This is a genomic window from Ensifer sp. 22460 (assembly GCF_052044935.1).
Taxonomy (GTDB): Bacteria; Pseudomonadota; Alphaproteobacteria; order Rhizobiales; family Rhizobiaceae; genus Ensifer.
The window spans coordinates 124,672-150,418 of record NZ_JBQENZ010000017.1; the positions used below are offsets into that span (position 1 = coordinate 124,672).

Below are 25,747 nucleotides of genomic sequence, written 5' to 3' on the forward strand. Positions count from 1 at the left end.
CTCTTGGCGGGCAATGGTCGGTAAACCGGCTTTAGGCCGCCAAGAGGGAAAAATGGCGATAGCTAGACGCGCAGAAACTGACGTTCAACTCAAGGAAGACGCTGCCGCCAAGATCTTGCGGCACGCCGGTCTTTTGTCGAGCCAGCTGCAGCAGCTGCGGACCCGCATGTACCCGCCGAAATCCGAGAAGACCTTGAGGTCATTTCTCACCAACGAAGTTTCGAAGCTGACATCCATACCGGATTCGACCCTGAAGCTGATGTCATCCGAGGGGCGCGGGCCGACGCCAAGCCGCCTTGAGAACAATCACCGGGTCTATACGCTCGCCCAGATCAACGAGCTTCGGGAGCTGTTTGCCAAGCAGAAGCCTGCCGAGGCTCTGCGCTTTTTGCCCCGCCGACGCCCCGGCGAGCACTTGCAGGTCCTCGCGATCGCGAACTTCAAGGGCGGAAGCGCCAAGACGACGACCTGTGTTCATCTCGCGCACTATCTCGCTTTGCAAGGCTATCGCGTTCTCGCACTCGACCTCGATCCCCAGGCATCGCTCTCCGCGATGTTCGGCGCACAGCCGGAAATCGATGTCGGTGCCAACGAAACGATCTATGCGGCGCTCCGCTACGACGTCGCTGAGCGGCGACCGATCCGGGACATCATCCGCAAGACCTACTTTGATGGCGTCGATCTCGTTCCGGGCAACCTCGAAGTCATGGAGTACGAGCACGAGACCCCCCGCGTCCTGGCGAATAGGTCGAGCTCCGGTGCGATCTTTTTCGAGCGTCTGAAGCTTGCCCTAGCGGAAGTCGAACAAGACTACGACATCGTCCTTCTCGATACGCCGCCATCCCTTGGCTTTCTGACGCTCAGCGCGATCTATGCTGCCACAAGCATGGTCATCACGGTTCACCCCGCCATGCTGGATGTGGCGTCCATGAGCCAGTTCCTCCTGATGATGGGCGATCTGATCAGCGTATTGAATGAAAGCGGCGCTCAACTCGATCAGGACTTCATCCGATATCTCGTGACGCGGCATGACCCGAACGATGCCCCCCAATCGCAAGTCGTTGCGATGCTGCGGCATATGTTCGGGACAGACGTCCTCCTGCCCACTGCCATCGAAAGCACAGCCGTAGAGGCGGCCGGCCTGGCGAAGCGTTCGATCTACGAGCTCGAAATGGGCCAGATTGGCCGTGATACCCATAAGCGCGCGCGTGAAGCCGTCGATGCGGTCAATGAAGCGATCATCCGCCTTGTCAACGATAGCTGGGGGCGGCCATGAGCAAGTCTTCTCGCAAGTCGATTGTCGCGAGCTTCGGTTTGCTGTCTCAAGAACTGGAGAACAAGCTCGCAGATGACCCGCAACCTGCGGCCCCTGCCCCGTCACCGCGTGTCGGCGCGGGCGTTGTCGGTGCTGCCCATCGCGCTATCGATGACATCAGGGCCGAGAGGGACCGTTTGAAGGCGATCGTCGAGGCGGGCGCGGGGACGATCCTAGATCTGGATCCCGCGTTCATTGACCCTTCCCCCTATCCCGACCGGCTACCGGACGACGACGCGGGCGATTTTGAGACGTTCAAGCGTTCGATCGAGTCCGAAGGGCAAAAGGTTCCGATTCAGGTTCGGCGCCACCCGTCGTCCTCCGGGCGCTATCAGATTGTTTATGGCCACAGGCGCTGGCGCGCTGCCAGGGAACTCGGGCGCGCGGTTCGCGCGCTTGAAGTTGAGATATCGGACCTGGATCTCGTCGTCGCCCAAGGCATCGAGAACGCCAGCCGGCAGGACCTAACGTGGATCGAGCGGACGCTTTTTGCATCGCGTATGGATAATGCCGGCATTAAAGCGCGGAACATCTATGCGGCACTATCGATTGCGGACGCAGAACTTGCCCGAATGCGCAGCGTCTATCGGGCGGTCCCTGCCGATGTGATCGAAGCGATCGGGCGGGCTCCCAAGGTGGGTCGGCCGCGCTGGTTAGAGTTCGCAAAAACGATAGCAAGTGATTCAGGATCTCTAGCTGTGGTTCGGCAGGTGCTCACGGATGCGGGTGACGGCGTCTCGGTGTCGGATCAACGCTTCCAGCGGGCTTTCGAGGCAATAAAGCCGTCGGCCCCGTCGCGAGAGAACCGCACTGAACTATCGAACAGTGCTGGCAAGAAACTTGGGGCCTGGAAGGTTTCACCCAAGGAGCTTCGAATCTCCGTGGATGGTCCTGTCGGCCAGGAGTTTGTGAAGTTCGTCGGGCAGGAGTTACCGGCCCTCGTTGAACGCTTCTTTCGTGAGCGTGACAATTAGAAGCCCTGACCACTGTCAGAGGGTCTCATTCGACAAGGGAATACGGAAGGAACACCGCAAAAGAAAAAGGCCCCCAAACGTTGCCGTAGTGGAAGCCTCTCTCATATCTGGACAATCTGAGAATCGCATTTCCACGAATCCCCGTCAAGAGTGATTGGCACCGAATTTGGTGAGCGGACTTCTTTTGCCTTTTGAGAGGTGAAGGAAATGCAGAGTGGAAGTGTAACGACGCCCTTCGGGCGGCGGCCGATGACGCTTGCGCTGGTAAAGCGGCAGGTGGCATCCACCGAGATCAGTTCGAACAAAACGGCTGACAAATGGAAAGTGTTTCGTGACGCCTGCGAAGCCAGGACGCTTCTCGGCCTACAGGATCGTGCACTTGCCGTCCTTGACGCGCTCTTGAGCTTCTATCCTGAGACCGATCTGCGCCAGGGAGCGTCTCTAATCGTCTTTCCGTCGAATGCTCAGTTGTCGGTCCGTGCGCACGGTATCGCCGGCGCCACGTTGCGGCGACACTTGGCGACGCTTGTTGAGGCCGGCCTAATTGTTCGCAAAGATAGTGCAAATGGGAAGCGCTATGTCCGTAAGGACAGGGCTGGCGACATCGAGGATGCGTTCGGATTCGATCTTTCCCCGCTCCTTGCCCGTTCGGAGGAGCTCGCGCAGATGGCCCAGCAGATGGCGGCAGAGCGCGCGCTGTTTCGCCGGACCAAGGAGGCGCTTACCATTCGCCGGCGCGATGCCCGCAAGCTCATCTCGGCAGCGATCGAAGAAGGCGCGAGTGGCGATTGGGGCAAGATTGAAGATGTGTATTTGGCGCTTGTTGCCCGGATACCTCGATCCCCAACCATCCACGACCTAGCATCGATCCTCGAAGAGATGGACCTCCTCTGTGCAGAGATAGTCAATCAGTTGGATGATTTGGATATTTCTGAAAATATGAGCAGCAATGATGCTCATAGTGAGCGTCACATACAGAATTCAAAAACCGAATCCACCGATGAACTTGAACCTAGCTCTCGAAACGAGCCGGGGGCGAAGGCTGAGCCAGAAAAGCAGCCGCTGAGGGAGCCGCTGAAGGCGTTCCCGTTGAGTATGGTGATGCGGGCCTGCCCTGAGATCACGATGTACGGACAAGGCGGGACCATATCGAACTGGCGCGACTTGATGGCGGCCGCTGTGGTGGTGCGTTCGATGCTGGGGGTGAGCCCGACCGCTTACCAGGATGCTTGCGACGTGATGGGGCCTGAAAATGCGGCGGTTGCCATGGCTTGTATGCTCGAGCGGGCAGGACACATTAACTCGGCCGGAGGTTACCTGCGCGATCTGACGGCAAAGGCGCGGCGCGGCGAATTTTCACTTGGCCCAATGCTAATGGCCCTGTTGAGAGCGAATGGAAGCCCCGACCGGCAGGTTGGGTAGACGATTTCCACCCCGGTACTCGATTTTCGTTCCTGGCGGAACCGGGCGCGACAGTGGCGACCCGTGCAGTGCGACCGATCCTGAGAGGAGAGCACATTGGCTTCTTCTGACGTGCGGCCGACAAAGTCGGACCGTTCGCGTGGCCTCCCTCTTGAGGCATGCGCTTCTCGATGGTGGACAGTTTCTGTGGCCGAGCTCAAGCAAGCTTCCGAGAAGATCCGGCGCCGCCGTCTATGCACCATCGGTGTAGAAGAAGACCTATGAGATAATTTCGGCCGAGTTGACTCTACGCCCCTCGAACTCGAAAACTCATTGTCGGCGACCAGGAACGGTCGCGACTCACCGGTCAACCGTTTTCGAAGGTCGTGGAGACCAAGACGAGCGCGTTGGGATCAGTCTCTGCGGCGATGACTTGGAGCTCTTTGGCGTGTTGGGAATTGTGAACCATTCGTTCCACGATCAGGTTGTTCCTTCCCCCTCCCCTTCCCTGTCTGTCTGATTTCGCCGTTGCCATCCTTGTTTCCATCTTGCGCGCTGCCAGAGAGTGCGAGTTCTAAGCACATCACCGACCGGGTGAAGTTTTCGCAGACGGGTAGACCCGCCCTTCCCTATCGGCAACCCCCGGCTGGCTCGTTGCCGACCGTCCGTGTGGAGCGCGCCGGAGGTTGATCCCTCCCCTCGGCAATCTGCGCAAAGAAATGGGAGCCCTCGTCCAGCCGCAGTCACGGCCAGAGGTGGTGGCAGTTCCGTAATCTATGGGATCGACGTTGATGGCCGCGTTCACGATGGTTAACGAAGAGTTGCTGCAGAGCGATCCGTCATTAGCCCCTCCGCTTTCTACCAATTGGCTAGAGCGCGAGAAATCGGCGACGCGCTGGGGCGGCGAGCCTGTATTGCTGATCGGGCGGCGGACAAGGCAGGTGTTTGATGCAGTAGTGGGCCTGTTCGATTCCGCACGCTTTGCGTCGGTGGTCCAGGCGTCGCTTCCGTTCTCACCCATGATCGCGTACCTTAGCGTTGCTGTTCGGCATGTCGATTGACATCCCTCTACGCCAGGACACATCCGCTTGCCATTCGGGTTTTCCTTCTTATGGCCGTGGTATCGCTCTTGAGTAGGCGGCCGACATAGTTGCCGTTGATCAGGACTCCTCATCTAGCCCCAAACGACGCTTTGTCGCCGGCGGAATCTCGACTGTCTCGGCCGGGTCGGAGGGCGGCGTCTGCGTGATCGGAAGTACGCCACCGGCGCCCATCTTCCAAGGTGGCAACGATGGCAAGAACGAGCGCCGGGCGATCCTTTTTACCCTCTTCTCGTCCCTCCAAATGTTGCCAAGGAATAGCGGGAGACCCAGCCGACCTTCGGCTCAGTCGGCAGCGTTCTTGTCCTTCGTCAATTCGGCATTGAGATGGTCAAGTCCAGGATCGATCGTGGATTTTTCGACTGCAGCGAGCTCGTCCGCGTCCAACGCGCTCGTCAACTCGACTCGGCGCTCGCGCCGCATCAAGCGAAGTTAGTCCTCATAGGCGATCAGAACGGTGCGCGGTCGGCCGTTCTTGGTGATAGTCAACGGCTCGCGCACGGCTGCGTCCTGATAGGTTCCAAAATTCTTGGAGACCGCAGCGGCGGTAACGGTGGATGTTATCATGCACCTCCATTTCTCCGTAAAATACGTACTTTACGAAAATTCGTCGCCCATCATCTCTGTGGGACCCCGTCAAACGCACGGAAGATCCAAACCATGGCATGCCGGTGGAGGGCGGGCCGCCTGCTTCGGGCAAAAGGTCCGCATGCCCCCGAGACCGTCCGGCGCCGCAACTGGTTGATCCTGACCCGTTGGCGAGGCCTGACAGGCGCCTTCGATGGGCCGTCGCTCAAATCGGCGCTGCGGCTTGCGGTCCGCGCCAGCGCCCGACCGCGGCAACGAAAGAGCAAAAAGGCGATGACGGGCGATGTGCTGGCAAAGCTTCTGCAGGCCTGCGCGGGAGAATAGCCCGTCGATCTGTGCGATCGGGCACTGCTTCTGACGGCGTTCGCCGCCAGCGGCCGCTGGCGGTCGGAAGTGGCGGCGCTGCGTGGCGAGGATCTGACCGACGACGACCCCGTGCAGACCGATCCGGCAGATCCGGCCTCCCCTCCCCTCCCGTGCCTGACGATCCGCGTGGGTCGCACGAAAACGACGACGAGTGACGACGACGAACGGGTGGTCCTCATCGGCCGGCCGGTGGTGGCGTTGCGATGCTGGCTCGAGGTAGCCGATATCAAGGACGGCCCCGGGTTTCGGCGCATCGATCAGGGGAAACGTCGATCGGCGCGCGCTCACGCCGCAGTCGGTCAATCTCATCCTGAAAAGCCGTTGCAAGCAAGCCGGGCTCGACCCGACCTTGCTTTCGGCGCATGGATTGCGATCAGGCTACCTGACCGAGGCGGCCAATCGCGGCATGCCGCTGCCTGAAGCCATGCAGCAGTCTTTGCACAAATGGGTGTCGCAGGCGGCGCGCTACTACAACGATGCGGAGCGAAAACAAGGGCGGGCTGCGCGATTGGTTACCTAGCGCCCTCGCCTTCGCCGGCAGACCAGTCGTTTAAATCCTTCCTCACACGACGATTGGCTGTCAGGTCATCGGAGGCGTGGGTGCTATTCGTCCGTGTCCATCGAGGAGAACAACTCTTCGATGTCGCGATGCCCTTCGATGATATTGACCACCTCGAAACGATCGTCGACGTAGCAGGACCCTTGAACGCAGTGCTGCGCACATCGGGGCGCAACTCCGGCCTTGCCCGGCAGAGGGTCCCCGGGAGATCGGCCAGGGTCCGGCACTTCTGCCGAAGTTCCCCGACGAACCGACGGCCCACCACCAAGCTGCCGCTCTGTCGGGTGATGTATTCGAAAATATTTCTGAAATTGCCCTCACGACCACGACATGAGCGTATTGGATATCGCCCAGGTCCAAAGTGGCGGACATCGAACAGGCGTCCGCCCTCCCCCCGAAACTTGAAAGCACGAAAGCGATGCCAGAAGCAAGCCAAGGAAACTCACATCTGGACTCCATTGCTGCGATCGACATTCGTCAACCTGGAAATCTAATCGCGGCGAAAGGATGACCTTGGCATCTGCCCACCGCTGACACGCGGGTCGCCTTTCTGCTTCAGCCCGAGCGCGACTTCGCAGTCCTAATCCGGTAGCCGTTGAACAATCTGGACAATGTCTCGCGTGCGTCTCGCCCGATCGCCCCATACGGCATCGAATTTGTTTCCAGGGGATGAATGGCAGCGTCCACCGCCGCTAAGCTGGAGAATTCATAGAAGGCGGTGTGCTTCGAAGGATCGGTTCGGCTCCAGGTGCGCTAGGCGCGGATTGCCCCAAACTCGCGCTATGCGTGTGGCATTTGGCCATCGTATCACCGTTCGAAGGGACTCAGTCCGCTTCCGGCACGCACCATAGGCGGCGCTTGCGCGTACATTTTACGCCTCGCCTCGGATCAAATGGGATGAGGGGCCCGATAAGCATGCAGGGGTTCGGCAAGGTTCACGACAGGGCAGCGCAGATTAGCTGCCGGACTTGGAGCAGGGGAATCCCGATCGTGCAGATACGTACCTCACTGGAATTCGTCATGTGACATCATTGAAAGCCGCCTGATTGGGTACGATGGCTGTGCGATGCACTGATGTGCGCAGTTGATGAAGCGGAGCTCACTTGAGCGCGTACCCGCTGAAATGACAAAACCCTGACAGCTGTCAGGGTTTTGTAGTGAGCCCCCGCTGCAGAAGCGCGCCGGCACTGCGCTTCTTCTTCATCTCACGCGGGCAGCCGGATAGTCGTCGCGTTGGAAGCGTTGAGCTGCCATGCGCTCCGACCGCAGCTCCCTGTCTGGTCTTCGGGGCGCATTCTCGCACGGCGACTACGATTGGCGGAGATGGGGGAAAAAACCCTGACAGCTGTCAGGGTTTTGGGTGAGATTGGGAGATCCTAACTGAAGTGCAACACGCCGGTTTTCAGGGTAGGGGTTCAGCCTCCCTCTCGCAAATGTGCCCGGAACACTTCGGTCGGGGTTGAGATGGCGAGCAAGCTGGATGAGCTTGCGTTGCGGCACGCCTGCAAGGTCGGTATCGCCTGGCATGAAGCGGCGGATGCGCTTGTTGGTGTTTTCCACCGCACCCTTCTGCCACGGTGCACTGGGGTCGCAGAACCAGCTGCGCGCGCCGATGCCATCTTCCAAAGCCCTGAATCCGGCGAACTCCGTGCCGCGATCAAAGGTGAAGCTCTGCCGGGCAAAGGCTGGCAAGGGAGAGAACGTTTCGATTATCTTGTCTATGATCGGTCGTGAGTGCCGGCTGGGGTTCTTGATCATGACGGTGTAGCGGCTCTTGCGTTCAACCAAGGACGTGAGGTTGGCGTTGCCCAAGTCACGTTGGAAGATCAACAAGTCGCCTTCCCAATGGCCGAACTGCGAACGATCATCAATGAAATCAGGACGTTGTGATATCCTGCAGGCAGCAGGAAAAGTGCCGTCGCGGGGTTTCCTCGAGCCGCGGGGGCGGCGTTTGCGGCGGCCTTCCGCCAGATGCTGATAGAGCTCCAGCGCCTGATCTTCCTTGCCGTAGATGAAGCGATAGATCGTCTCGGTGCAGACCCGCACGGCGCTCACGCCATCGGCGAGCAGACGACCGGCGATCTGTTGCGCGGACCGCCTTCAGCTGCTCGATCACCAGTTCGCGCAATTGCGGGTGCCGCACCAGCTTCCTCAAACGCTGCCGCCGCTCTTTGCGGATCTCGTCTGCAACCGTTGGGAAGTAGCCGCTATAGTCGGGCAGCTCGCGATCGTGGAAGGTCTTGCGCCGGATCTCACGATAGATCGTCGATCGATGACGACCGAGTTCGCGCGCCATTTCTTTGATCGGCAGCTTGCGTTCGACAAAGTGGAAGAGGCGGCGTCGATCGGCCAGATTCAGTTGCGAATTGCGTCGGGCCATGCCAAAATATCCAAGGGAAACCATTGAAATCATTGGCATGTTGTACTTCAGATTAGAATGTACCATTGCGCACGGTTACGATGCATTAATGGGCGGCTCTATTAGGTCTGGGAACCTTCAAGCAACGCACCAGTCAGTGTGGAGTTCCGCGAGCCGGCGGAGTGAGTTGAGACGATCCAGGCGAAATGCACGCCCATGCCGGAGGCGCATTTGTGAGCCTGAAGGATGTTTCGTATGGCAACGACAGCGTTCGGATTGGTCAAAACCCTGACAGCTGTCAGGGTTTTAGGTGAGATTTCCGCTCAGGCGTGGATGTATAAAAGAGCGGCTCAATTGCATATCTGAGGCCTCCGGTAATCCGCTAGGCACGTGTGGATATCTGCAAGAGAGAAGTGCGGGTCGAGAACATCAACGCGAACTACGACGCGTATGCTGGCGGCGGATCTGTGAGCCGGAAGGATACTCCCTATGGCAACGGCGGGCCCATTCGATCAAAACCCTGACAGCTGTCAGGGTTTTTTAGAGAGCGCCTGGCTTGGAAGCGCGCCGCCCACCTTGCTCCATCTCCGTCTCATTACTCGCACAGACGGATGGCCGCTGCGTCGGCAGTTTTGAAATGCCTCGGACTGTGACGGCGGCTGGTTGTCTGAGATTCGAGCATCCTTACATGGCGGTTACGATTTAGCGGCGTTTAGGGGACCCGATTAATGATGCGCAAGCATCATTCAGTACCGTCTAACGGTTTTGGCCGGGATTCGAGGGCCGAACTGGGGGATGCTCCATTGAGAGCTGGCGCGTTCATTGACGGCGAGAAAGCTGTCTGGGAAGCCTCCTCGGACCCAGAGAGAGTTGATGTCCTTTTCCGCTACCTCGAAGCTATCAATCGGTCTCAAGATTAGCGATGCGGGTGGCAAGAGTTTCGCCGGACTGCTTCAGCAGGTCGATAGACGCTGAGCTCAGCATGAGAAACTGCGCCGATCGTTTGCCTGTTCGGCGACCGCGATCGATCGGGTCACGCAAGTTTGGAAAGGGGTTGGTCAGTCGATGAACTTCGTCAAGGATGGCGAGCTTGTCTGTGTGTTGTTCGATGTAAAGCTCTGGCTCACTCAGTTTGGCTCAATCACGGATTGGAGATCAAGATAGATCGATTGGCGCTGCTACGCGATTGCAAGCGTTGCTTGCCCAACCTGGCGCGGTCCAATGAGCGGGACGGCGGGGTTGCTATCAATGAATTCCTTTAACATGGTCGCTATTATTTGGCGCTCAGTCATCCTTGCATTTATGGAGTTCAGTTCCAGAAATGCAAGGTAAAGTAGGTGCCGAACGCGTTCTGTAGCTTCCTGTCAGTAAAAAGATGAACGTCCGCGAATCCTCAGACCTGCCAATTGCGCGCTCGTCGCAGTATCGTTCGGTCTCGTTATAGTAGCGCGCTGCTTGGGTGACGGACTTGTGTAGCGACTGCTGCATTGCCTCCGGCAAGGAATGCCACGGTTGGCGGCCTATTTGAGATAGCCAAACAGCAATCCGCGCGCAAAACAAGGTCGAGCCCCGCCAATTTGCAGCGTGTATTCAGTATTCGGTTGACCAATCGCGGTCTGAGGGCTCGCCGGTCGATGCTTCCCCACTGGTCTGTGCGGCGGAAGACCGGGCCATCCTTGATACCGGCTACCTCGAGCCAGCGTTTCAACGTGACCACTGGCCGGCCGATGATGACCACCCGCGCGGCCCACGCGGATCGAAAGGCAGAGGAGGGGAGGGGAAGCCGGATGCGCCGGCTCTGCCCGCACAGGGTGCTTGTCGGATATGTCCTCGACAAGCAGCGCTGCCACTTCCGACGGCCACCGTCGGCAGATGCGAATCCATCAGAACCAGTGCGCGATCGCGGTCAGAGAATGGCGGCGGGAGGCTGTTCTGCAAGCCAATCTACAAACGTGGGCTCGGGAACAGGCGGTAGCAGTTCGATATGATATTCGTGTCGAGAACGATCATGTGGGGAGAAATCCGGACGGATTGGAATTAATTGAGCAAGAGCAGCCTGGCCACATTTCTGTCCGGCTCTTGGCGGACTTTGCCAGATACAGCGGATTTTTCGTCACCGGAAAAGCAACCGTGCCATCGGTCGCTTGATGAACCGTGCTGTCAGCGGCGGATGAGGCCAAATCGGTGGGCTTCGTCCAGCAGGTCGCGGACGGAGGAGGGCTGCCATTTCTTGCCGCCGCGTGCAGGCCGTTCTCCCATTTGGTCCAGTTGCGCGCCAATGTCGCGAAGCGATAGGTCGGGATCGGCAATGGCGATCGCCGCCACCAGCTTCATCAGATGGTCCTCGGGGGCGCGGCGAGGGGACCGGACCAGGAGGTCTTTTTCCGCGAGCTTTTCGCGGACCAGGCGATGAACGGCGCGACGCAGGCGCTCGACGGTCCAGTCGTGACCGCGGCGATTGAGCACCCGCACGACATTGTCCCAACTGTGCTGGGGCCGGAGTTGCCGTACCATCGGCAACCACGTCGGCGCCGACGCAATGAGCTCATCGAGATAGAGTTTCTTGCGTGCCTGCGAGACGGCCTTGATTGCCTCCGGTCGCCGTTCTCGCAGGCCGGGGTTTCCCGGAAGCTTGCCGCGGGCCTTGGCCGCCTTGATGCCGGCTTTGGTGCGTTCGGCGATCAGCGCCCGCTCGAGCTGGGCGACCGCGCCAAGGACCTGGAGGGAAAACATGCCCTGTGGCGTCGAGGTGTCGATCGGATCGCGGATCGACCGGAAATGCACGCCGCGCTCTTCTAGATCCTCAATCACCTGCAGCAGGTGGCTCACGGATCTGGCCAGCCGATCGAGGCGGACGACGACGAGGACGTCGCCCGCGGTGAGTTCGCCAAGCAATTTGGTCAAGACTGGGCGAGCGCGCGATGCCCCGGAGCCATGCTCCTGATAGATCCGATCGCAGCCGGCGGCGCGCAGCTCGTCGATTTGGGCATCGTGGACCTGGTCGTCCGTCGAGACGCGGGCGTAGCCGATCAGCCGCTTGAGAGGCTGTTGGACGTTAACGGATTGTCGCTTCGCCATCGCTTTTAACGGCCTCGTTTCAAAAGGCTTTGTACAGATAAGGAATGCGTGAGAAATTGGTCAGTTGCAAGCGTGTTTTATGCATCAAATTGAAGCCCGCCAGACTCAAATCGTTACCCGGGATGAGCAACGGGGCGTCCACAGTGGCAAACGCGCGTCAGCGGGCTTCTGTGGCCGAAACGCCGGAAAAATAGCGGTTTCGGAGATGGCCCACGAGAGAAGGGGCTGCTGAAACGCATCGGAGCTCAAATCCGGTAAAGGGGACGGGCCATGTGCGCCGCCGCCGCGCGGCGAGTTCCGTCTTGGGGAGTCCGGTCATCCCGGGCTAACGCACCCTGGAAGCCCGGAAAACCAGGGGTTTCCGGTTATCCCGGACGACCGACATCAGGCGATTTGCGCCTGCAAATCCATCAGTATCGATACTTGAAACCTATCGATAGTGATGCGCTTCGGAAAATGGCGTCCGGATGACGGAAATATGAAGCCGCTTGACTTCCGTTTATGAAATTTCAGACGTTAATTCATATGGTTAATGATCAACTAAGAGATGCTGCATCGAAAACCCGGCGCCGGGGTTCCGTGAGGCCGCGCGGCGGCGGTGATCGCACGAGTGGTGTTCACACCGCCGCAAGAGTGAACGCTAGAAACCATACTTTTCCCGGCGGAGACGGAAGGCTGCTTCACCGCCTTCCATGATCTGTTTGATGGCCGCGCGTGTGTCTTCGACGTCAATGGCACCAACCCCCTGAATGGTTCCTCGAGACTGGTCGTCAGAAGTTCGGTACCCGAACCAAGCCACCAGTTCGGCGTCGCCATTGACCACCAGATTGGCGTTATGGCTTGCAAAGGTGATTTGTCGCAGCTGTTTCGCATCCCAGAGCTGGTTGACGATTTCCAGCATAACAGGGTTGTCGAGGTCTTCCTCGGGCTGGTCGATGATCAGCGGTGGCCCGGCCTGGTTGAGAAGGGTTTTGAGGAGCGCTGTTGCTTGTTGCCCTGCGGAGGCATTCTTGAAGGATATGTACTCTCCCTCCCGCGCGCGGAATTCGTACACGGGAACGGACTCGACGGAGACAAGCGAAAGTGTCAGCCAGTCTTCTGGCGTCAATGTGTTGGCGATGCGCTCGCAGTCTGCACTCGAGAGCCCGAAACCGAGCAACAGCGGCGTGTGCGGCCGCGGTTCGCCTTGAGCCTGGTTGATATCGAAATTGGCGAGCGTTTCGAGCTCAGTCAGCGCTGAAAACCAGATCTTGGTTGGATCACTGGCAGTGGTGATGGCTTCCCCAATTGCGTCGATCTTTGCGCTCTGGACCCGGGAGCCCTTGAGGGACTGTGCCAACACCTCGACAAATGCCGTCGCATTTGCATGCCGCCGAACACGAACTTTAATGAGGCCGCCGGATCGTTCGGTGAGCGCTGCACATTCGCGGTCGATAAGATCGTCGCGCTCAGCCTGTGCGCCTAGCCATTCGGCACGGGCGGTTTGATAGCCGGCCTCGGCGTCAGCGAGTGTCGCCAGCGTTTCCTGAACCCGCGTCGTTTCCTCGCTCAACTCGGCGATCTTGGCCTCGAGACTGCGGAGTTGTTGAAGCTTCTCGGTATGCGAGGACGACCGCTGCATGGCCTCTGAATAGCGGGTGAGGAACATCGCATGGGCGTCGTCCCATGCTTTCCAGGGTCCGGCAACCTTGTCACTCTCGATGGTGCTAATTGCGTCGGCTGCTAGTGCCAGCTTGCCCAGCGCCGCTTCTGCATCGCCCAACAACGAAGCGTAGGCAGCCTGGGCCTCAGCCATCGTCTGCTTTAGCTCGTCGGGGCCTTCCATTGAGGGCTGAAGCGCCGCTTTCTGGGAGGACACCAAGCGGTGAAGCTCCTTTGCCTTGTTGGCCACCGTGCCCGCGCCAGCACGCCATGAGGCCACGAGGGCATTGGCAGAGTTGAAGATTTTACCTTGGTCGAGCAACGCACGGTCTGGCTCGGTTAGACCTGTCAACGAATCCCGGATGGCATTGGCCTGAGCTAGAATGGAACGCTCTTCGAGCATGCGGTTGTGTAGGAGGCGCGAAAGACTTCGGAAACGCTGACGTGTGGCGTAGGTTTCCCGGATATGGTTCGCGCGGTCGGCCATCTTACGATCGAGGCGATCGATATTGCCCTTGATCGGCGCCGTGATAAAGCGCGTCAACTCGTCAACCCGAACGCTCACATCACTAAGCTGCTTCTGGCTGTAGGCTTGGATTGGCAGCAGTGCCCTCACCTCATCTTCGGTACAGGGAGCCAAGTCCCCCTTACCGATTTTCATCTGGACGCTACCGTCAGCTGCAGCGCGCCGCACGAGGTGCGGTACGCCATTAAGGACGTACACGACCTGCACACTGGCTCCGAGCGCTTTGAGCGTGCCGTCAATAAGCCGACCACGACGGGCCTGATAATTCGGAGTGTCTTCGTCATCACCGGCTGGTGGCTGATCGCAAAGGGCCCAACGGATATACTCGAGAAGGGTCGACTTGCCGGTACCCCGACCGCCGATCAAGGCGTTGTATTGGGGGTTCAAATCAAGGTCGAGTGGCCCCAGGAAGGATGAGTTACCGACACTGACGTGGGCGATGTAGGTTTCCGGAACGCGTGGTGTTTCAAGGGCAATGCGCGATTCCTGGGCCAGGCAGGCTTGGCGTAAAGCCTCGGCGGTAGGGGTTGCCCATTTGATCCAGGTCGACGGTTCACCGAGCGTAGTATGATCGTCGCGCCGCGAATCGGATGTCTGGATACAGGCAATTCGCTTATTGCCCCACGCCCGATCCTTGCCGGCAAGAATGTTTTTCTTGCCCTCTTTCAGCTTGGCAAATTCGCCGTCGGTATACCCACCAACCCACGGCATCTCCGCGTATTTGCCGTGCTGGCCCGTACGTAGAAGGGAAAACTGCCCTTCACCCGTGACATTGGGCAGCACAATATAGCGGTCACGAAGATACGAATGCTTGTCCAGCTCGTCTTTCAGCTGCTTCATACTCAGAATATGAGCAAGCTGTTGGGTTTCGCAGGTTTTAGCCTCGTCGTCTTTGTTTTGCGTGATTGTCAGCGCGTTCAACGCCAACTGGAACATGTCATCTGGGAAATCTGCATCAAAGATGAGGAGGGCCTGGCAGGGTACGCCGAGCGTCAGTTCCATTCCGGGAAACACTACTAGTCGGTCATTTGCCGGTAACTCGCTGCCATCCGCAGCCGTCTCTTCGCTAGCCGCGCGGCGAATAAAGGGAAGGAACGTCATGTCGTGGTGGTCGGTTACCGCAATCGCCTGAATGCCCCGCTCACGGCACGCTTGTATGAGCTTTCGGCCATAGGCCAGTCGCTCTTCCTCCGTTATTGCATTCGGGCCCGACCAACGCAGGTCCCGCGGCGTATGGACCTGAAAATCACAGCGGTGAAAATGAGCACCCTTGTCCAAGGCCCCTCCCGTAAGTTTATTTATTAGGTGACACCACTATACCGAGCGTTCTGTCAACTTGGGAAGATGGGATCAAGCAAGGACGACCGAAAGTCCGATCGCCGCGAGGATCCCGAGGATTCACGAGTCGTCGAATGGCGGAGACTCGCTGTGGAGTTCCCTGGAGCCGCGGGCGGCGATAGGGCTGACGCACAGGGCGGTGCCCGCAATCTACATGACCAGAATCGGGTTCTTCAAGTTTCCGACAATGATCGGAACGGCCGGATACGTCGCCTGAAACCGGCAATACTGGTTTGACCATGTAAGGGCGTTGACCGACAGCCACCCGAGGATCTCGCAGAGTTCCTGATGCACCTTGCCGAGCGTCAATCTCATAACGGTCACCCAGTTCTAAACGGAATATCAATACAGCGATTGTATACGGCGCATATTTAAACCCTGGATTATAGAAGCAGTGCCAAGACGTAGTACCCGCTCTCCCAGCAAAATATTTGCAAATGTGTTGGCTCAAGCTGAAAAGAGGCTACTCCTCGACGCAGAGAAGGCCGAGAATTTTGGCCATAAAGGATTGAAAGGAAATGAAAGAGCTGCGGCGCTCAAGGGGTTCCTGGAGGAGCATCTCCCGGCGATCTTCGCGGTCGGGAGCGGCGAGGCGATAGACTTTCGTGATCATAGCACAGGCGAACTTGACCTGTTCATCTATGATCGGTCAACCGCCGCACCTATACAGAATTCGACGGAAAGTACCCTCGTTCCTGCCGAATCTCTTTATGCTGTAATTGAAGTAAAAACCACCTTGAGCCAAGATGAGCTGAATAAATGGTTCAATGCAGCAGCGCGAGTTAGAAAACTTAAACCGTTCAAAACTAATTTCCGCCCAGCAGCAACCGACGGACAGGTTTTTGAGAATCATTACCGGTGTCCTTACTATATTTTTTCTTATCATAGCAATCTTTCGGAACAAAATTGGGCAGAAAAAGAACTTCAGAGAGTGATCAGCGCCGCCAAGTCCGAAGGATGCTCGTTGGACTTTGTCGATCAATTGTTTGTACTAGATAGAGGGTGCATTTTACCCAGCAAGGCTGTGGCGCTAGAGGATTCCGAGAAAGGCGTCTTCCTTGATTTCTATGTTCATCTCTTGAATTTTTTAACGCGAGAGCGAGCGCGCCGTCCCAACATTGACTGGACAGCCTACACGTCTCGGAGAACGTGGAAGAAGTTAATCTGAACGGAAGTGTGGGTGAAGCGATCCGCCGCTTTTCTGTCGCTCACTGCTTTTCGATGAAACGGCTCCACCTATCTGTTGAAGTCCTTCCGCACCATGTCGCGTTTTTATTTCGAACACGTTTAAGATGCATTATTCATCCTGATTCGGGACTGCCCTTGGACATCATCGAAGATCTTCTGAAAGAGCCGCAGCGCGAGACGGGCGGAAAGATAGGCGTGGAGCGTTTCGAGTATCAGGCCGCGTGGGGCCTCTCGCGTATCCTCGAGCTGTACAAGAGCGGATCCGATTTCGCCTTAGCCTTCGAGTTTCACGACGACGTCCTCGAACTCGACAGCATGGCGAGTCCGACTAAGGTAACATTCTACCAAGTGAAGACCCAGGCCACCGGGAGTTGGACGCTGAACAGCATATCCGCTCCGGACGGGAAGATGCCCAAGAAAAACAAGAAGGCACCCGGCGACCCGCCTCAGGCAAAGGATGCGAATCTCGGCGAGCCGACCTTGGAGAAGAAGCTGTCATTCGCCGGCAAGATGTACGACAACTACAAGCGCTTCCCCGCAAATACCGACAAGCTCGTTTTCGTCACCAACCAAATGTGCGCCGATCTGGCGGCCGCCGGTCATATGGAGACGCAATTCGAAACAGCGGCAGCCACGAAAATCGAGTCCTTCCGCAAGCGGCTGAGGGAGCAGGACCCGTCCTTCAAGGATGAGCATTCGAAGCTCTTCCATTTTTGCTGCTCCAGCATGACTCTTGCGAGCTTCAGCGACACAATCATGGGGGCCGTGCAGAGTTTTGTGATCGACCAGACCGGGATTACCGAGACGAGCACGTACGCGTTTTCCCTGATGCTGCTCGAGGAGTGCCGCCGCAGAGAGCGAATGGAAGTCGACTTCGCAAGTCTGAAGACGATGTCCCAGTCTTTCGTGACCCCGAAGTTGATCTCGGACCGGCTGGACGAGTTCAAGAAGAAGCGGCAGGACAGCGTGCAGTGGTTGGAGATCGTATCATCAATAACGAACATCGTCCGGCGACGTGACATCGGTGCGGCGTGGCGCCTCTACATGAATGACCGAAAAACCCGCTACGGTCCTGGGCCACAGAAGTTCCAGCGCGACGTCAAGGAGGCCATTAAGCCCCATGTGCTCGGGCAGGGAGACCTTCTTGCGGAAGTCGACGCTGCTCTGCCGGCAGTCCGCCAGCTGGCGCCGCTGTGGGACAAGACAGTGAGCGACGACTATCTGCGCGCCGTGGCCCTGTACGAGTTTTACGATGTCTAGCACCGACCGCTATCAACAGCTCATCAGAAATCTCAGATTGAAAAATTATGCGAAACTTGCGCTTCGAGAAGTTAGAACTCCTGTCGAACCTGGAGCGCAAGGCCAGGACGATCGAGTTCCACCCCCGCCTGACGGTGATCAAGGGCGAGAATGACGTCGGCAAGTCGTCCGTCATCAAGAGCCTTTACTGGACGTTCGGATCGCCAGTACGCATGCATCCGGAATGGGTGAAGGCGAAGGTCAAGGCTCGCGTCACCTTCACCATCGACGGAACGCGTTTCGCGATGGTCCGTGACGGAACGTCGTTCGGGCTCTTCAATGAAGCCGGCGAACTCCTGATCGCGACGAGAAAGATTACGTCCGAGCTCGGGCCGTACTTGGCGAAGATGCTCGATTTCGGTCTGGTGCTTCCGAACAAGTCGTCCGGGGAGCCGGAGACGCCACCGCCTGCCTACGCATTTTTGCCATTCTATGTCGACCAGGATCTAGGCTGGAAGCAGGCGCTCGAATCCTTCGAAGTCGGTGCGCAGTACAAGAATCCCCGCAAGGCGGTGATTGAATTCCACTCGGGCATCCGACCGAACCGCTACTACGAACTCCAGGCTCGAAAGGCGGCGCTGCAATCCGGTATCGCGGATCTTGGCCGCGACCGGCAGGTCCTCGAAAAGGCCGTCGGAAAGCTTAGTCTGCAACCAGCCTTCACAGGTACGGAATTCACCGAGCTCGAACATAGAGAATCGGTGAACCGTCTCCTGAGTGAGCTGCGGAACCTCAGGTCCGCAAGGCTTCACGTCGCCGCGGAGCTCGCCAGCCTAGTCGATGAGCGGGAGCTGTTGACGGAGCAGATGAAGATCGCGCGGCTGGCGATGCGCGAACTGGGCAAAGACTTCACGCAAGCGCTGGAGGAGGGCCAGGAGATCTTCTGTCCGACCTGTGGCACGTTGCACGAGAACGACTTCGGTCAGAAGTTCTCGATACTTGACGACCGCGAAGCATGCGCCCAATTCGTCAGGGACCAGCACGAGCAGCTCGTAGCTATTCGCCGAAAAGCGGAGAAGGCGGAAGCCGAACTGAAAAAGACGGATGTTTTAATCGACCGAGTAGGCGGGACCCTTGCCGAGAGGGAAGGAGAGCTCACGCTGAAGGAAGTTATCGAGAACGCAGGCGCGAACATGGCCCGCGGCTTGTTCGATAATCAACTCGAAGAGATACGCGCGGCGGTCGAGAAACTGGCAGGCGAGATCGTCGAGATCGATCGCGAGGTGAAAGGTCTCGAAGACAAGAAGAGGAAGGCAGACATTGAGTCCTTCTATGCGAAGAAGAGGACTTCCTTCCTTCGAGCGCTCAACGTGAAGAACATCGACTTCGACAGCGCGACCAAGATCACGAAGAAAGTCAACGACACCGGTAGCGATCAGCCGCGTGCGGTGCTGGCATATTACCTTGCCTTTATGTTGACCGTATTTGAATACTCCTCCGCATTGACTGCGCCGATGATCATTGACAGTCCGAACCAGCAGGATCAGGACGCAACGAACGTCGCTGCCATGATCGACCTGATCTTTAGCACGAGACCAGATGAGGGGCAGACGATCCTCGGCACGGTAAACCTTCACGATCAGGTCGTGAAGGACGGTAAGATCATAGAGCTTGTCGACGAGCTTTCGGTCATGTCGTCGACCGTCTACGACGATGTCCTCGCCACAATGACGCCTGCCCTCGACCGGATCTAGGGTCGGACTACGCACTCTCGTGTTGTGTTCGACCGGCACGATGAATCGCAGAAGTCTTGCCCCCTTGTCGGTAGAGGCGCCAGATCGTGCGAATGGCGTCCGCCGCCTGCCGAGGGGCAATGAGTGTAGCCTTCTAGCTGGCACCGTAAACTTAACGAAGTACCGATCAAAATGTGGGATCTGGCGGCATGACCCGATCTGCCCGTGATCCTCTTTATCGCCGCCACCGATTTCCAGCAGAAGTAATCGCCCAAGCGGTTTGGCTTTACTTCCGGTTTCCGCTCAGTCTGCGCATGGTCGAGGATATGCTGGCAGCCCGTGGCGTCACCGTCTCTCACCAGACTGTGAAACTGTGGGCGGAGAAATTCGGCAGGCACTTTGCCAAGGATATCCGTAAGCGATCAGCCGGCAGGCTCGGCGACAAATGGCACCTCGACGAGGCCGTCATCACCATCAGGGGAAAGAAACACTGGCTCTGGCGCGCCGTCGATCAGGACGGTTTTGTTCTCGACGTGCTGGTGCAAAGCCACCGCAGTACCAAGGCTGCAAAACGCCTGATGCGAAAGCTGCTGAAAGGACAAGGCCATTCGCCCCGTGTGATGATCACCGACAAGCTTCGATCCTATGGTGCAGCGAAGCGGGAGATCATGCCCGGCGTCGAGCATCGTTCGCATAAGGGCCTCAACAATCGGGCGGAGAATTCTCATCAGCCGATCCGACGACGGGAAAAGATCATGAAGCGCTTCAAGTCAGCGCGACAGCTTCAGCGTTTCGTTTCCATACACGACCCGATTGCCAACCTCTTTCACCTTCCCCGTCACCACACTCCATCTGCCCATCATCGCGAATTGCGCGGCGAAGTAATGGAAACTTGGCGCAATATCGCACGCCTTCACGCCGCTTGAACAAACCTTATATGCACTGTCGCTGGCCGCAGAGCGTTAAGTTTACAGTGCCCGTTCACCAATTCTGTTCGCTGATGAACAATACGCTCACGCGCCCGGAACAGGACCGCCCGAGCTTGCTGATCAGCGGTCTTTGGCTCGACAAAGCGCATTTAAGGTTGACGAGCCGCAATGACGATTGCCTCGGTATCGGTTGCGTCGTTCTTCTGCCGTTTCACGAACGGGCGCACATATTGCGGCGCGATCAGCTTGACTGCATGGCCCAACTTCACCAACTCACGCGCCCAGTAATGGGCGCTCCCACAGGCCTCCATAACAACAAGTGCCGGTGACTGCTCTGACATGAATCGGAAAAACTGCCCGCGAGACAGTTTCTTGCGATACTTCACATCACCTGTCATCGACGCACCGTGTAGCTGGAAAACATTCTTTGCCAGATCCACCCCGATCATATCGCTCATCTGCCAAACCTCTCTCTTTTATGGCTTGCACCACATCACCTTGGCATATTGCGATGCCGTCGGGGGAGGACGGCAACCACCCCATCTTAAACGTAAGAATGCGGCCGTTTCTTTGGGAGCGGGAAAAAGCTGGGGGTTAGGCTGCGAGGTCGAGCTTTGCCTGTTTGAGACGGCCGTCCGCGACGGCGGCTCGGACTTGAAGAACCCGGTGAGCGCCGATCGGTGTCCAACGCATTTGCCGCTTCTTATTCATACGGGCATTGACGAGGCTGTTGGCGGCACTTTCAGCCGGCGAACTGGATATCGGCTGACCGGACCAGTATCGCCGACAGTAGTTGACGATCGAAGCTGCGCTCTGCCCCAGGTAGGTGCCAAGATTGTTGATCAGCGCGTATAGGCGCCTGAGTTTGCCGGGGGCGTCGCGAAATCCGGGATGCTGATCCAATTGGGCGAGCATCTGCTTTACGGCTTCGCTTGCCTCTCGGACATATCCGCTCCAGAGGAGATGCCGAAGCCTGGGCACATGGACCGCAACGTTTTGCAGATAGACATCCAGATTTTGCAGATGCCTGATGCCCTTCCAGGCCTGCTCAATGTGCCGCAGCCGCATCGATAGATGAAACCAGTCGAGGATATGCGTGACGGGCTGGCGTGTTGCGCTGAGGACGATGCTCTTCAGCCCGACCTCTCCGTCGCTAAAGACAGTGACGTCTCGGCCAGGCAGCCATCCTTGCGCGCGCATCGCGGCGCGAACGATATCGTGTTTGCCGGTAGCGATATTCGGCGCACCGGCAAACTGACGCGGTGCTCGGCCTTGCGCAACAACGCGTCCCATCGCGATCTCGAAATGCCGGCTTTGATAGCCGGGAACCGCGCGAATATAGGCGCCATCAATGAAAACGGAAACGGGAGACTTGCCGGCGCGACTCGCTTGCTGCGGCCGCTGGGCAACCGCTTCAGCACACGCAAACGTCGCTGCTACAGCCAGGGCTGTAATCCATCGAGCAGATTTCCTCATCTCCTTCTCCCATCGATGTTAACGTCATGCGTCGGGCAACCACCTACCGGATCACCAGCAAGTGTTTCGACCCGGCGCGAAACAGATCGAGCACTATCGTGCCACTGGCGTTCTTTAACGCTGTCTCGAGTTCCGCCACGGTCGCGATAGGCCGGCGATTGGCAGCAACGATCACATCGCCCATGCGCAGACCGGCTCGGGCCGCAGCACTTCCATCTTCAACGCTGGAAACAACCACGTTGCCGGCCGCATCCTGGAACTCAGCGCCCTCAAGGCGAGCGGGCATGGCTCCAGGCTTGGCAATTGCCTCGTCCGGCTCGATGCGCATTGACACCGTTTTGCGAACCCGATCGCGCAGAAATTCGATTTCGACTTCCGATCCGACCTGAGCCAGGCCGACACGATTGCGGAGATCTGCCGAGCCCGTGATTTTCCGATTGTTGACGGCGATGATGACATCGCCAGCTCGAAGGCCCGCCTGTTCCGCGGGGGAATCTGTCTCAACGTTGCCGACGACGGCGCCGTAGCTTTCCTCGATGCTGAGCGCTTCGGCCAGGTCGGGAGTCAGGTCCTGGACGGAGATGCCGATCCGGCCGCGCCGCACTTCGCCATGCTCGATCAGTTGCTCCATCACGGCCGACGCCATCGCGATCGGAACCGCAAAGCCGATGCCGACATTGCCGCCGGCGGGCGCGATGATTGCGGTGTTGACGCCGACCAGCAGCCCGTCTGTCGTCACCAGTGCGCCTCCCGAGTTGCCGGGATTGATCGAAGCATCCGTCTGGATGAAATCCTCATAGCCCTCGACATTGATGCCGCCGCGGCCAAGGGCGCTGACGATGCCGGAGGTGACGGTCTGGCCAAGCCCGAACGGATTGCCGATCGCAACAACGGGGTCGCCGACCCGCAGGGCACCGGAATCGCCGAACGAGAGCGCCGTCAGCTTGTCGGCGTCGATCTTCAGCAACGCTATATCGGTTGCCTTGTCGCTGCCGACCAGTTCGGCCGTGAAGCGGCGGCGGTCCTTCAGGGTTACCGCAATCTCGCCGGCGTCCGCGACGACATGGTGATTGGTGAGGATATAGCCTTTGGCGGCGTCAACGATGACGCCGGAGCCCGCGCTTAGCCGCTGCTGCTGCTCAGGCAGATTGAAATAGCGGCGGAAGAAGGGATCGTTGTAAAGAGGATTGGTTTCGGCGGAAGCGCGAGACCTTACTGCAATGTTGACGACTGCCGGCGTGACGTCCTCCAAGACATCGGCGAGCGACGGTTGAGTGCTTGCCGAAATCGCCGACTGCGGCTGCGCCGCCGGTAACGGCGCAGGTACCAGGATGAGGACGAGTGCGGCGAATACGCCAACATATTTCGACGAACGCGTGGTCATTTTTGGCCCCGAATTCTTCAGATCCTCCTTCGGTGCAGGGGGCGGGCCCTCGGGGCCAGCCTCATCGGAGCCACGATTTTGGCTCCTGCCAAACCAGCACCAGTCCGATCACCAGTCCGATATCGAAACGCCGCTCCGATTCAGGCGCAAAGCATCTCTTACTTCACAAGTCTACCCAAAGCCCGCGCCCCGTCGGGGGCGCGGACTTATCATTGCAGTCAGAAGTCCATGCCACCTCCCGGCATCGGCGGGAGCGGTGCATCCTTCTTCGGCTTCTCGGCGACCATTGCCTCGGTGGTGATCAGCAGGCCGGCGACCGAGGCGGCGTCCTGCAGCGCGGTGCGAACGACCTTGACCGGGTCGATCACGCCCTGAGCGTAAAGATCCCCGAACTCGTTGGTCTGGGCGTTCCAGCCATAACCAAAATCGGTCTTCTCGCGCAGCTTGCCGACAATGATCGAGCCTTCGGCACCCGCGTTCTCGGCGATCTGGCGCACCGGCGCTTCGATCGCACGGCGAACGAGGTCGATGCCGTGCCTCTGGTCGGCATTCTCGGTCTGAGCGTTGTCCAGTGCTTTGACGGCTCTCAGCAAAGCGACGCCTCCGCCGGGCAGCACGCCCTCCTCGACGGCCGCCCGCGTGGCGTGCATGGCGTCGTCGACGCGGTCCTTGCGTTCCTTCACCTCAACCTCGGTTGAGCCGCCGACGCGGATGACGGCAACGCCGCCGGCAAGCTTGGCCAGCCGCTCCTGCAACTTCTCGCGATCGTAGTCCGACGTGGTTTCCTCGATCTGCGCCTTGATCTGCGCGACGCGGCCCTCAATCTCCGTCTTCGAGCCAGCGCCGTCGACGATCGTCGTGTTATCTTTTTCGACGACGACCTTCTTGGCGCGGCCAAGCATATTGAGGGTCACGTTCTCGAGCTTGATACCGAGATCTTCAGAGATCGCGGTTCCGCCAGTGAGGATCGCTATGTCCTCCAGCATCGCTTTGCGGCGGTCGCCGAAGCCCGGCGCTTTGACGGCAGCGACCTTCAGGCCGCCGCGCAGCTTGTTGACGACGAGGGTTGCGAGTGCCTCGCCTTCGACATCCTCGGCGATAATCAGCAGCGGCTTGCCGGATTGAACGACCGCTTCGAGAACCGGCAGCAATGTCTGCAGGTTCGAGAGCTTCTTTTCGTGGATCAGGATGTAGGGTTCCTCGAACTCAACCCGCATCTTCTCGGGGTTGGTGACGAAATACGGCGAGAGATAACCGCGATCGAACTGCATGCCTTCGACGACTTCCAGCTCCGTCACTGCGGTCTTGGCTTCCTCGACGGTGATCACCCCTTCGTTGCCGACCTTTTCCATCGCTTCTGCGAGGAAGCGGCCAATCTCGGTGTCGCCATTGGCCGAGATGGTGCCAACCTGGGCGATCTCGTCGTTCCTGGTGACTTTACGGGCGTTCCGCCGCAGTTCCTCGACCACAGCTTCGACTGCTTTGTCGATACCGCGCTTGAGGTCCATCGGGTTCATGCCCGACGCCACAGCCTTCGCACCTTCCTTGACGATCGCCTGGGCGAGAACAGTCGCGGTGGTGGTGCCGTCACCAGCGATGTCGCTTGTCTTCGAGGCAACCTCCCGCACCATTTGGGCGCCCATATTCTCGAACTTGTCCTCAAGCTCGATCTCCTTGGCGACGGTCACGCCGTCCTTGGTGATGCGGGGCGCGCCATAGGACTTGTCGATCACCACGTTACGGCCCTTGGGACCGAGCGTAACCTTGACGGCATTGGCGAGGATGTCGACGCCGCGCAGCATCCTTTCGCGGGCGTCGGAATGAAATTTCACTTCCTTGGCAGCCATTTTTCTACTCCTTCCTCAGGCAGCATTCCTTGTCTGGCAAGTCCGGATCGGCACTAGGCTGCGTTTCTCGCTACGGCGTCGATCTCGACCACGCCCATCACGTCCGATTCCTTCATAATCAGCAGATCCTCGCCATTGAGCTTGATCTCGGTGCCCGACCATTTGCCGAACAGAATGCGATCACCCACTTTCACATCGAGCGGTCGCAACTGCCCGCTGTCGTCGCGCGCACCCGGGCCGGCGGCAACGACCTCACCTTCCTGTGGTTTTTCCTTCGCCGTATCTGGGATGATGATGCCGCCGGCCGTCTTTTCCTCGGCCTCGATGCGGCGAACCAGGATACGATCATGCAAGGGACGGAACGTCATTTCGCTCTCCTCATCGACAAACAGATTTTTCAACGGGTCCTCGGCGCCGCATTCGGAGCGAACCGACGCGGGGCGCGCCGACCCTTTCGGCATCGCGCGCAAATCGATCTGGTTTTTGTCTTTTCGAGTTTCAAGAGGGAACTAGAAATTTTTTAGCACTCTACCCCATCGAGTGCTACCGGCATGAATTCATGAGACTATTTCACGTCGCTGGTGGTTGGAGGGTGTGGCTGCCTCTTGACGCAAGGCATCATGATCCCCACCTCATTCTCATCGACGCCGAGGTGGGTCGACACCAGTCCGGGAGCCCCAAGCTTCTTGGCGCTCCCTCGTACCTA

15 protein-coding genes and 7 pseudogenes are annotated in these 25,747 nt (G+C 58.5%); 9 read left to right on the top strand and 13 right to left on the bottom strand.

The window, feature by feature from the left end:
• The first annotated feature begins 52 nt into the window (after nucleotides 1-52).
• From repA to ACTJKM_RS21225, 4 genes are all read left to right on the top strand, one after another.
• On the top strand, nucleotides 53-1,276 hold the full coding sequence (repA, locus tag ACTJKM_RS21210) for a plasmid partitioning protein RepA (RefSeq protein WP_058327662.1): 1,224 nt from the start codon (nucleotides 53-55) through the stop codon (nucleotides 1,274-1,276).
• Entirely contained in the window at nucleotides 1,273-2,289 is a 1,017-nt protein-coding gene (repB, locus tag ACTJKM_RS21215; protein WP_113513725.1) for a plasmid partitioning protein RepB, read from the top strand. The genes repA and repB overlap by 4 nt, the downstream gene beginning before the upstream one ends.
• Nucleotides 2,290-2,496: 207 nt before the next feature.
• Nucleotides 2,497-3,711: a plasmid replication protein RepC gene (gene repC / locus ACTJKM_RS21220; protein WP_058327660.1), complete on the top strand. Its 1,215-nt coding sequence runs from the start codon at nucleotides 2,497-2,499 to the stop codon at nucleotides 3,709-3,711.
• A gap of 770 nt (nucleotides 3,712-4,481) precedes the next feature.
• Nucleotides 4,482-4,751, top strand: a complete 270-nt coding sequence (locus ACTJKM_RS21225) for a hypothetical protein (RefSeq protein ID WP_156436878.1) — start codon at nucleotides 4,482-4,484, stop codon at nucleotides 4,749-4,751.
• Nucleotides 4,752-4,856: 105 nt separating this feature from the next.
• Here ACTJKM_RS21225 and ACTJKM_RS21230 read toward each other — a convergent pair.
• Both ACTJKM_RS21230 and ACTJKM_RS21235 read right to left on the bottom strand, forming a co-directional pair.
• Nucleotides 4,857-5,086, bottom strand: a pseudogene (locus ACTJKM_RS21230) (plasmid maintenance toxin (PemK-like)); the annotation flags it as partial.
• Nucleotides 5,076-5,354, bottom strand: a pseudogene (locus ACTJKM_RS21235) (type II toxin-antitoxin system prevent-host-death family antitoxin). The pseudogenes ACTJKM_RS21230 and ACTJKM_RS21235, both read right to left, overlap by 11 nt.
• A gap of 33 nt (nucleotides 5,355-5,387) precedes the next feature.
• Here ACTJKM_RS21235 and ACTJKM_RS21240 point away from each other — a divergent pair.
• Nucleotides 5,388-6,264: pseudogene (locus tag ACTJKM_RS21240) on the top strand (tyrosine-type recombinase/integrase); the annotation flags it as partial.
• 1,454 nt (nucleotides 6,265-7,718) lie between these two features.
• On the opposite strand, the pseudogene ACTJKM_RS21245 reads toward ACTJKM_RS21240, so the two are convergent.
• The 6 genes and pseudogenes from ACTJKM_RS21245 to ACTJKM_RS21270 form a co-directional block, all read right to left on the bottom strand.
• Nucleotides 7,719-8,683, bottom strand: a pseudogene (locus tag ACTJKM_RS21245) (IS30 family transposase).
• 879 nt (nucleotides 8,684-9,562) lie between these two features.
• On the bottom strand, nucleotides 9,563-9,793 hold the full coding sequence (locus ACTJKM_RS21250; RefSeq protein WP_440660791.1) for an AAA family ATPase: 231 nt from the start codon (nucleotides 9,791-9,793) through the stop codon (nucleotides 9,563-9,565).
• Nucleotides 9,794-10,087: 294 nt separating this feature from the next.
• Nucleotides 10,088-10,518: pseudogene (locus ACTJKM_RS21255) on the bottom strand (integrase); the annotation flags it as partial.
• Between the two features lie 304 nt (nucleotides 10,519-10,822).
• Nucleotides 10,823-11,740 carry a recombinase family protein gene (locus ACTJKM_RS21260; protein ID WP_440637443.1) on the bottom strand — a complete coding sequence of 306 codons (918 nt, stop codon included), beginning with the start codon at nucleotides 11,738-11,740 and terminating at the stop codon, nucleotides 10,823-10,825.
• Nucleotides 11,741-12,380: 640 nt separating this feature from the next.
• Entirely contained in the window at nucleotides 12,381-15,185 is a 2,805-nt protein-coding gene (locus ACTJKM_RS21265; protein WP_440660782.1) for a TrlF family AAA-like ATPase, read from the bottom strand.
• 210 nt (nucleotides 15,186-15,395) lie between these two features.
• Nucleotides 15,396-15,560: a hypothetical protein gene (locus ACTJKM_RS21270; protein ID WP_192371538.1), complete on the bottom strand. Its 165-nt coding sequence runs from the start codon at nucleotides 15,558-15,560 to the stop codon at nucleotides 15,396-15,398.
• A 127-nt stretch (nucleotides 15,561-15,687) separates the two neighbouring features.
• On the opposite strand from ACTJKM_RS21270, the gene ACTJKM_RS21275 reads away from it, so the two are divergent.
• The 4 genes from ACTJKM_RS21275 (at nucleotide 15,688) to ACTJKM_RS21290 (ending at nucleotide 20,331) form a co-directional block, all read left to right on the top strand.
• A complete protein-coding gene (locus tag ACTJKM_RS21275) occupies nucleotides 15,688-16,413 on the top strand; it encodes a DUF6602 domain-containing protein (RefSeq protein WP_192371539.1) in 726 nt (241 codons plus the stop codon).
• 155 nt (nucleotides 16,414-16,568) lie between these two features.
• Entirely contained in the window at nucleotides 16,569-17,693 is a 1,125-nt protein-coding gene (locus ACTJKM_RS21280; protein ID WP_210339627.1) for a dsDNA nuclease domain-containing protein, read from the top strand.
• A gap of 212 nt (nucleotides 17,694-17,905) precedes the next feature.
• Complete coding sequence (locus ACTJKM_RS21285) at nucleotides 17,906-19,426, top strand: hypothetical protein (protein WP_440660783.1); 1,521 nt, start codon at nucleotides 17,906-17,908, stop codon at nucleotides 19,424-19,426.
• A 188-nt stretch (nucleotides 19,427-19,614) separates the two neighbouring features.
• Nucleotides 19,615-20,331: an IS6 family transposase gene (locus ACTJKM_RS21290; RefSeq protein WP_440660792.1), complete on the top strand. Its 717-nt coding sequence runs from the start codon at nucleotides 19,615-19,617 to the stop codon at nucleotides 20,329-20,331.
• A 53-nt stretch (nucleotides 20,332-20,384) separates the two neighbouring features.
• Here the strand turns inward: ACTJKM_RS21290 and ACTJKM_RS21295 are convergent.
• From ACTJKM_RS21295 to ACTJKM_RS21315, 5 genes and pseudogenes are all read right to left on the bottom strand, one after another.
• A pseudogene (locus ACTJKM_RS21295) lies at nucleotides 20,385-20,792 on the bottom strand (IS110 family transposase); the annotation flags it as partial.
• A 136-nt stretch (nucleotides 20,793-20,928) separates the two neighbouring features.
• Nucleotides 20,929-21,732: pseudogene (locus ACTJKM_RS21300) on the bottom strand (ISKra4 family transposase); the annotation flags it as partial.
• A 121-nt stretch (nucleotides 21,733-21,853) separates the two neighbouring features.
• On the bottom strand, nucleotides 21,854-23,194 hold the full coding sequence (locus tag ACTJKM_RS21305; RefSeq protein WP_440660784.1) for a Do family serine endopeptidase: 1,341 nt from the start codon (nucleotides 23,192-23,194) through the stop codon (nucleotides 21,854-21,856).
• 218 nt (nucleotides 23,195-23,412) lie between these two features.
• Nucleotides 23,413-25,041 (bottom strand): chaperonin GroEL, encoded by a 1,629-nt coding sequence (groL, locus tag ACTJKM_RS21310; RefSeq protein WP_192371542.1) that lies wholly within the window; start codon nucleotides 25,039-25,041, stop codon nucleotides 23,413-23,415.
• A 53-nt stretch (nucleotides 25,042-25,094) separates the two neighbouring features.
• Nucleotides 25,095-25,409, bottom strand: coding sequence for a co-chaperone GroES (locus ACTJKM_RS21315; RefSeq protein WP_058325139.1), 315 nt, complete (start codon nucleotides 25,407-25,409; stop codon nucleotides 25,095-25,097).
• Nucleotides 25,410-25,747 lie beyond the last annotated feature (338 nt).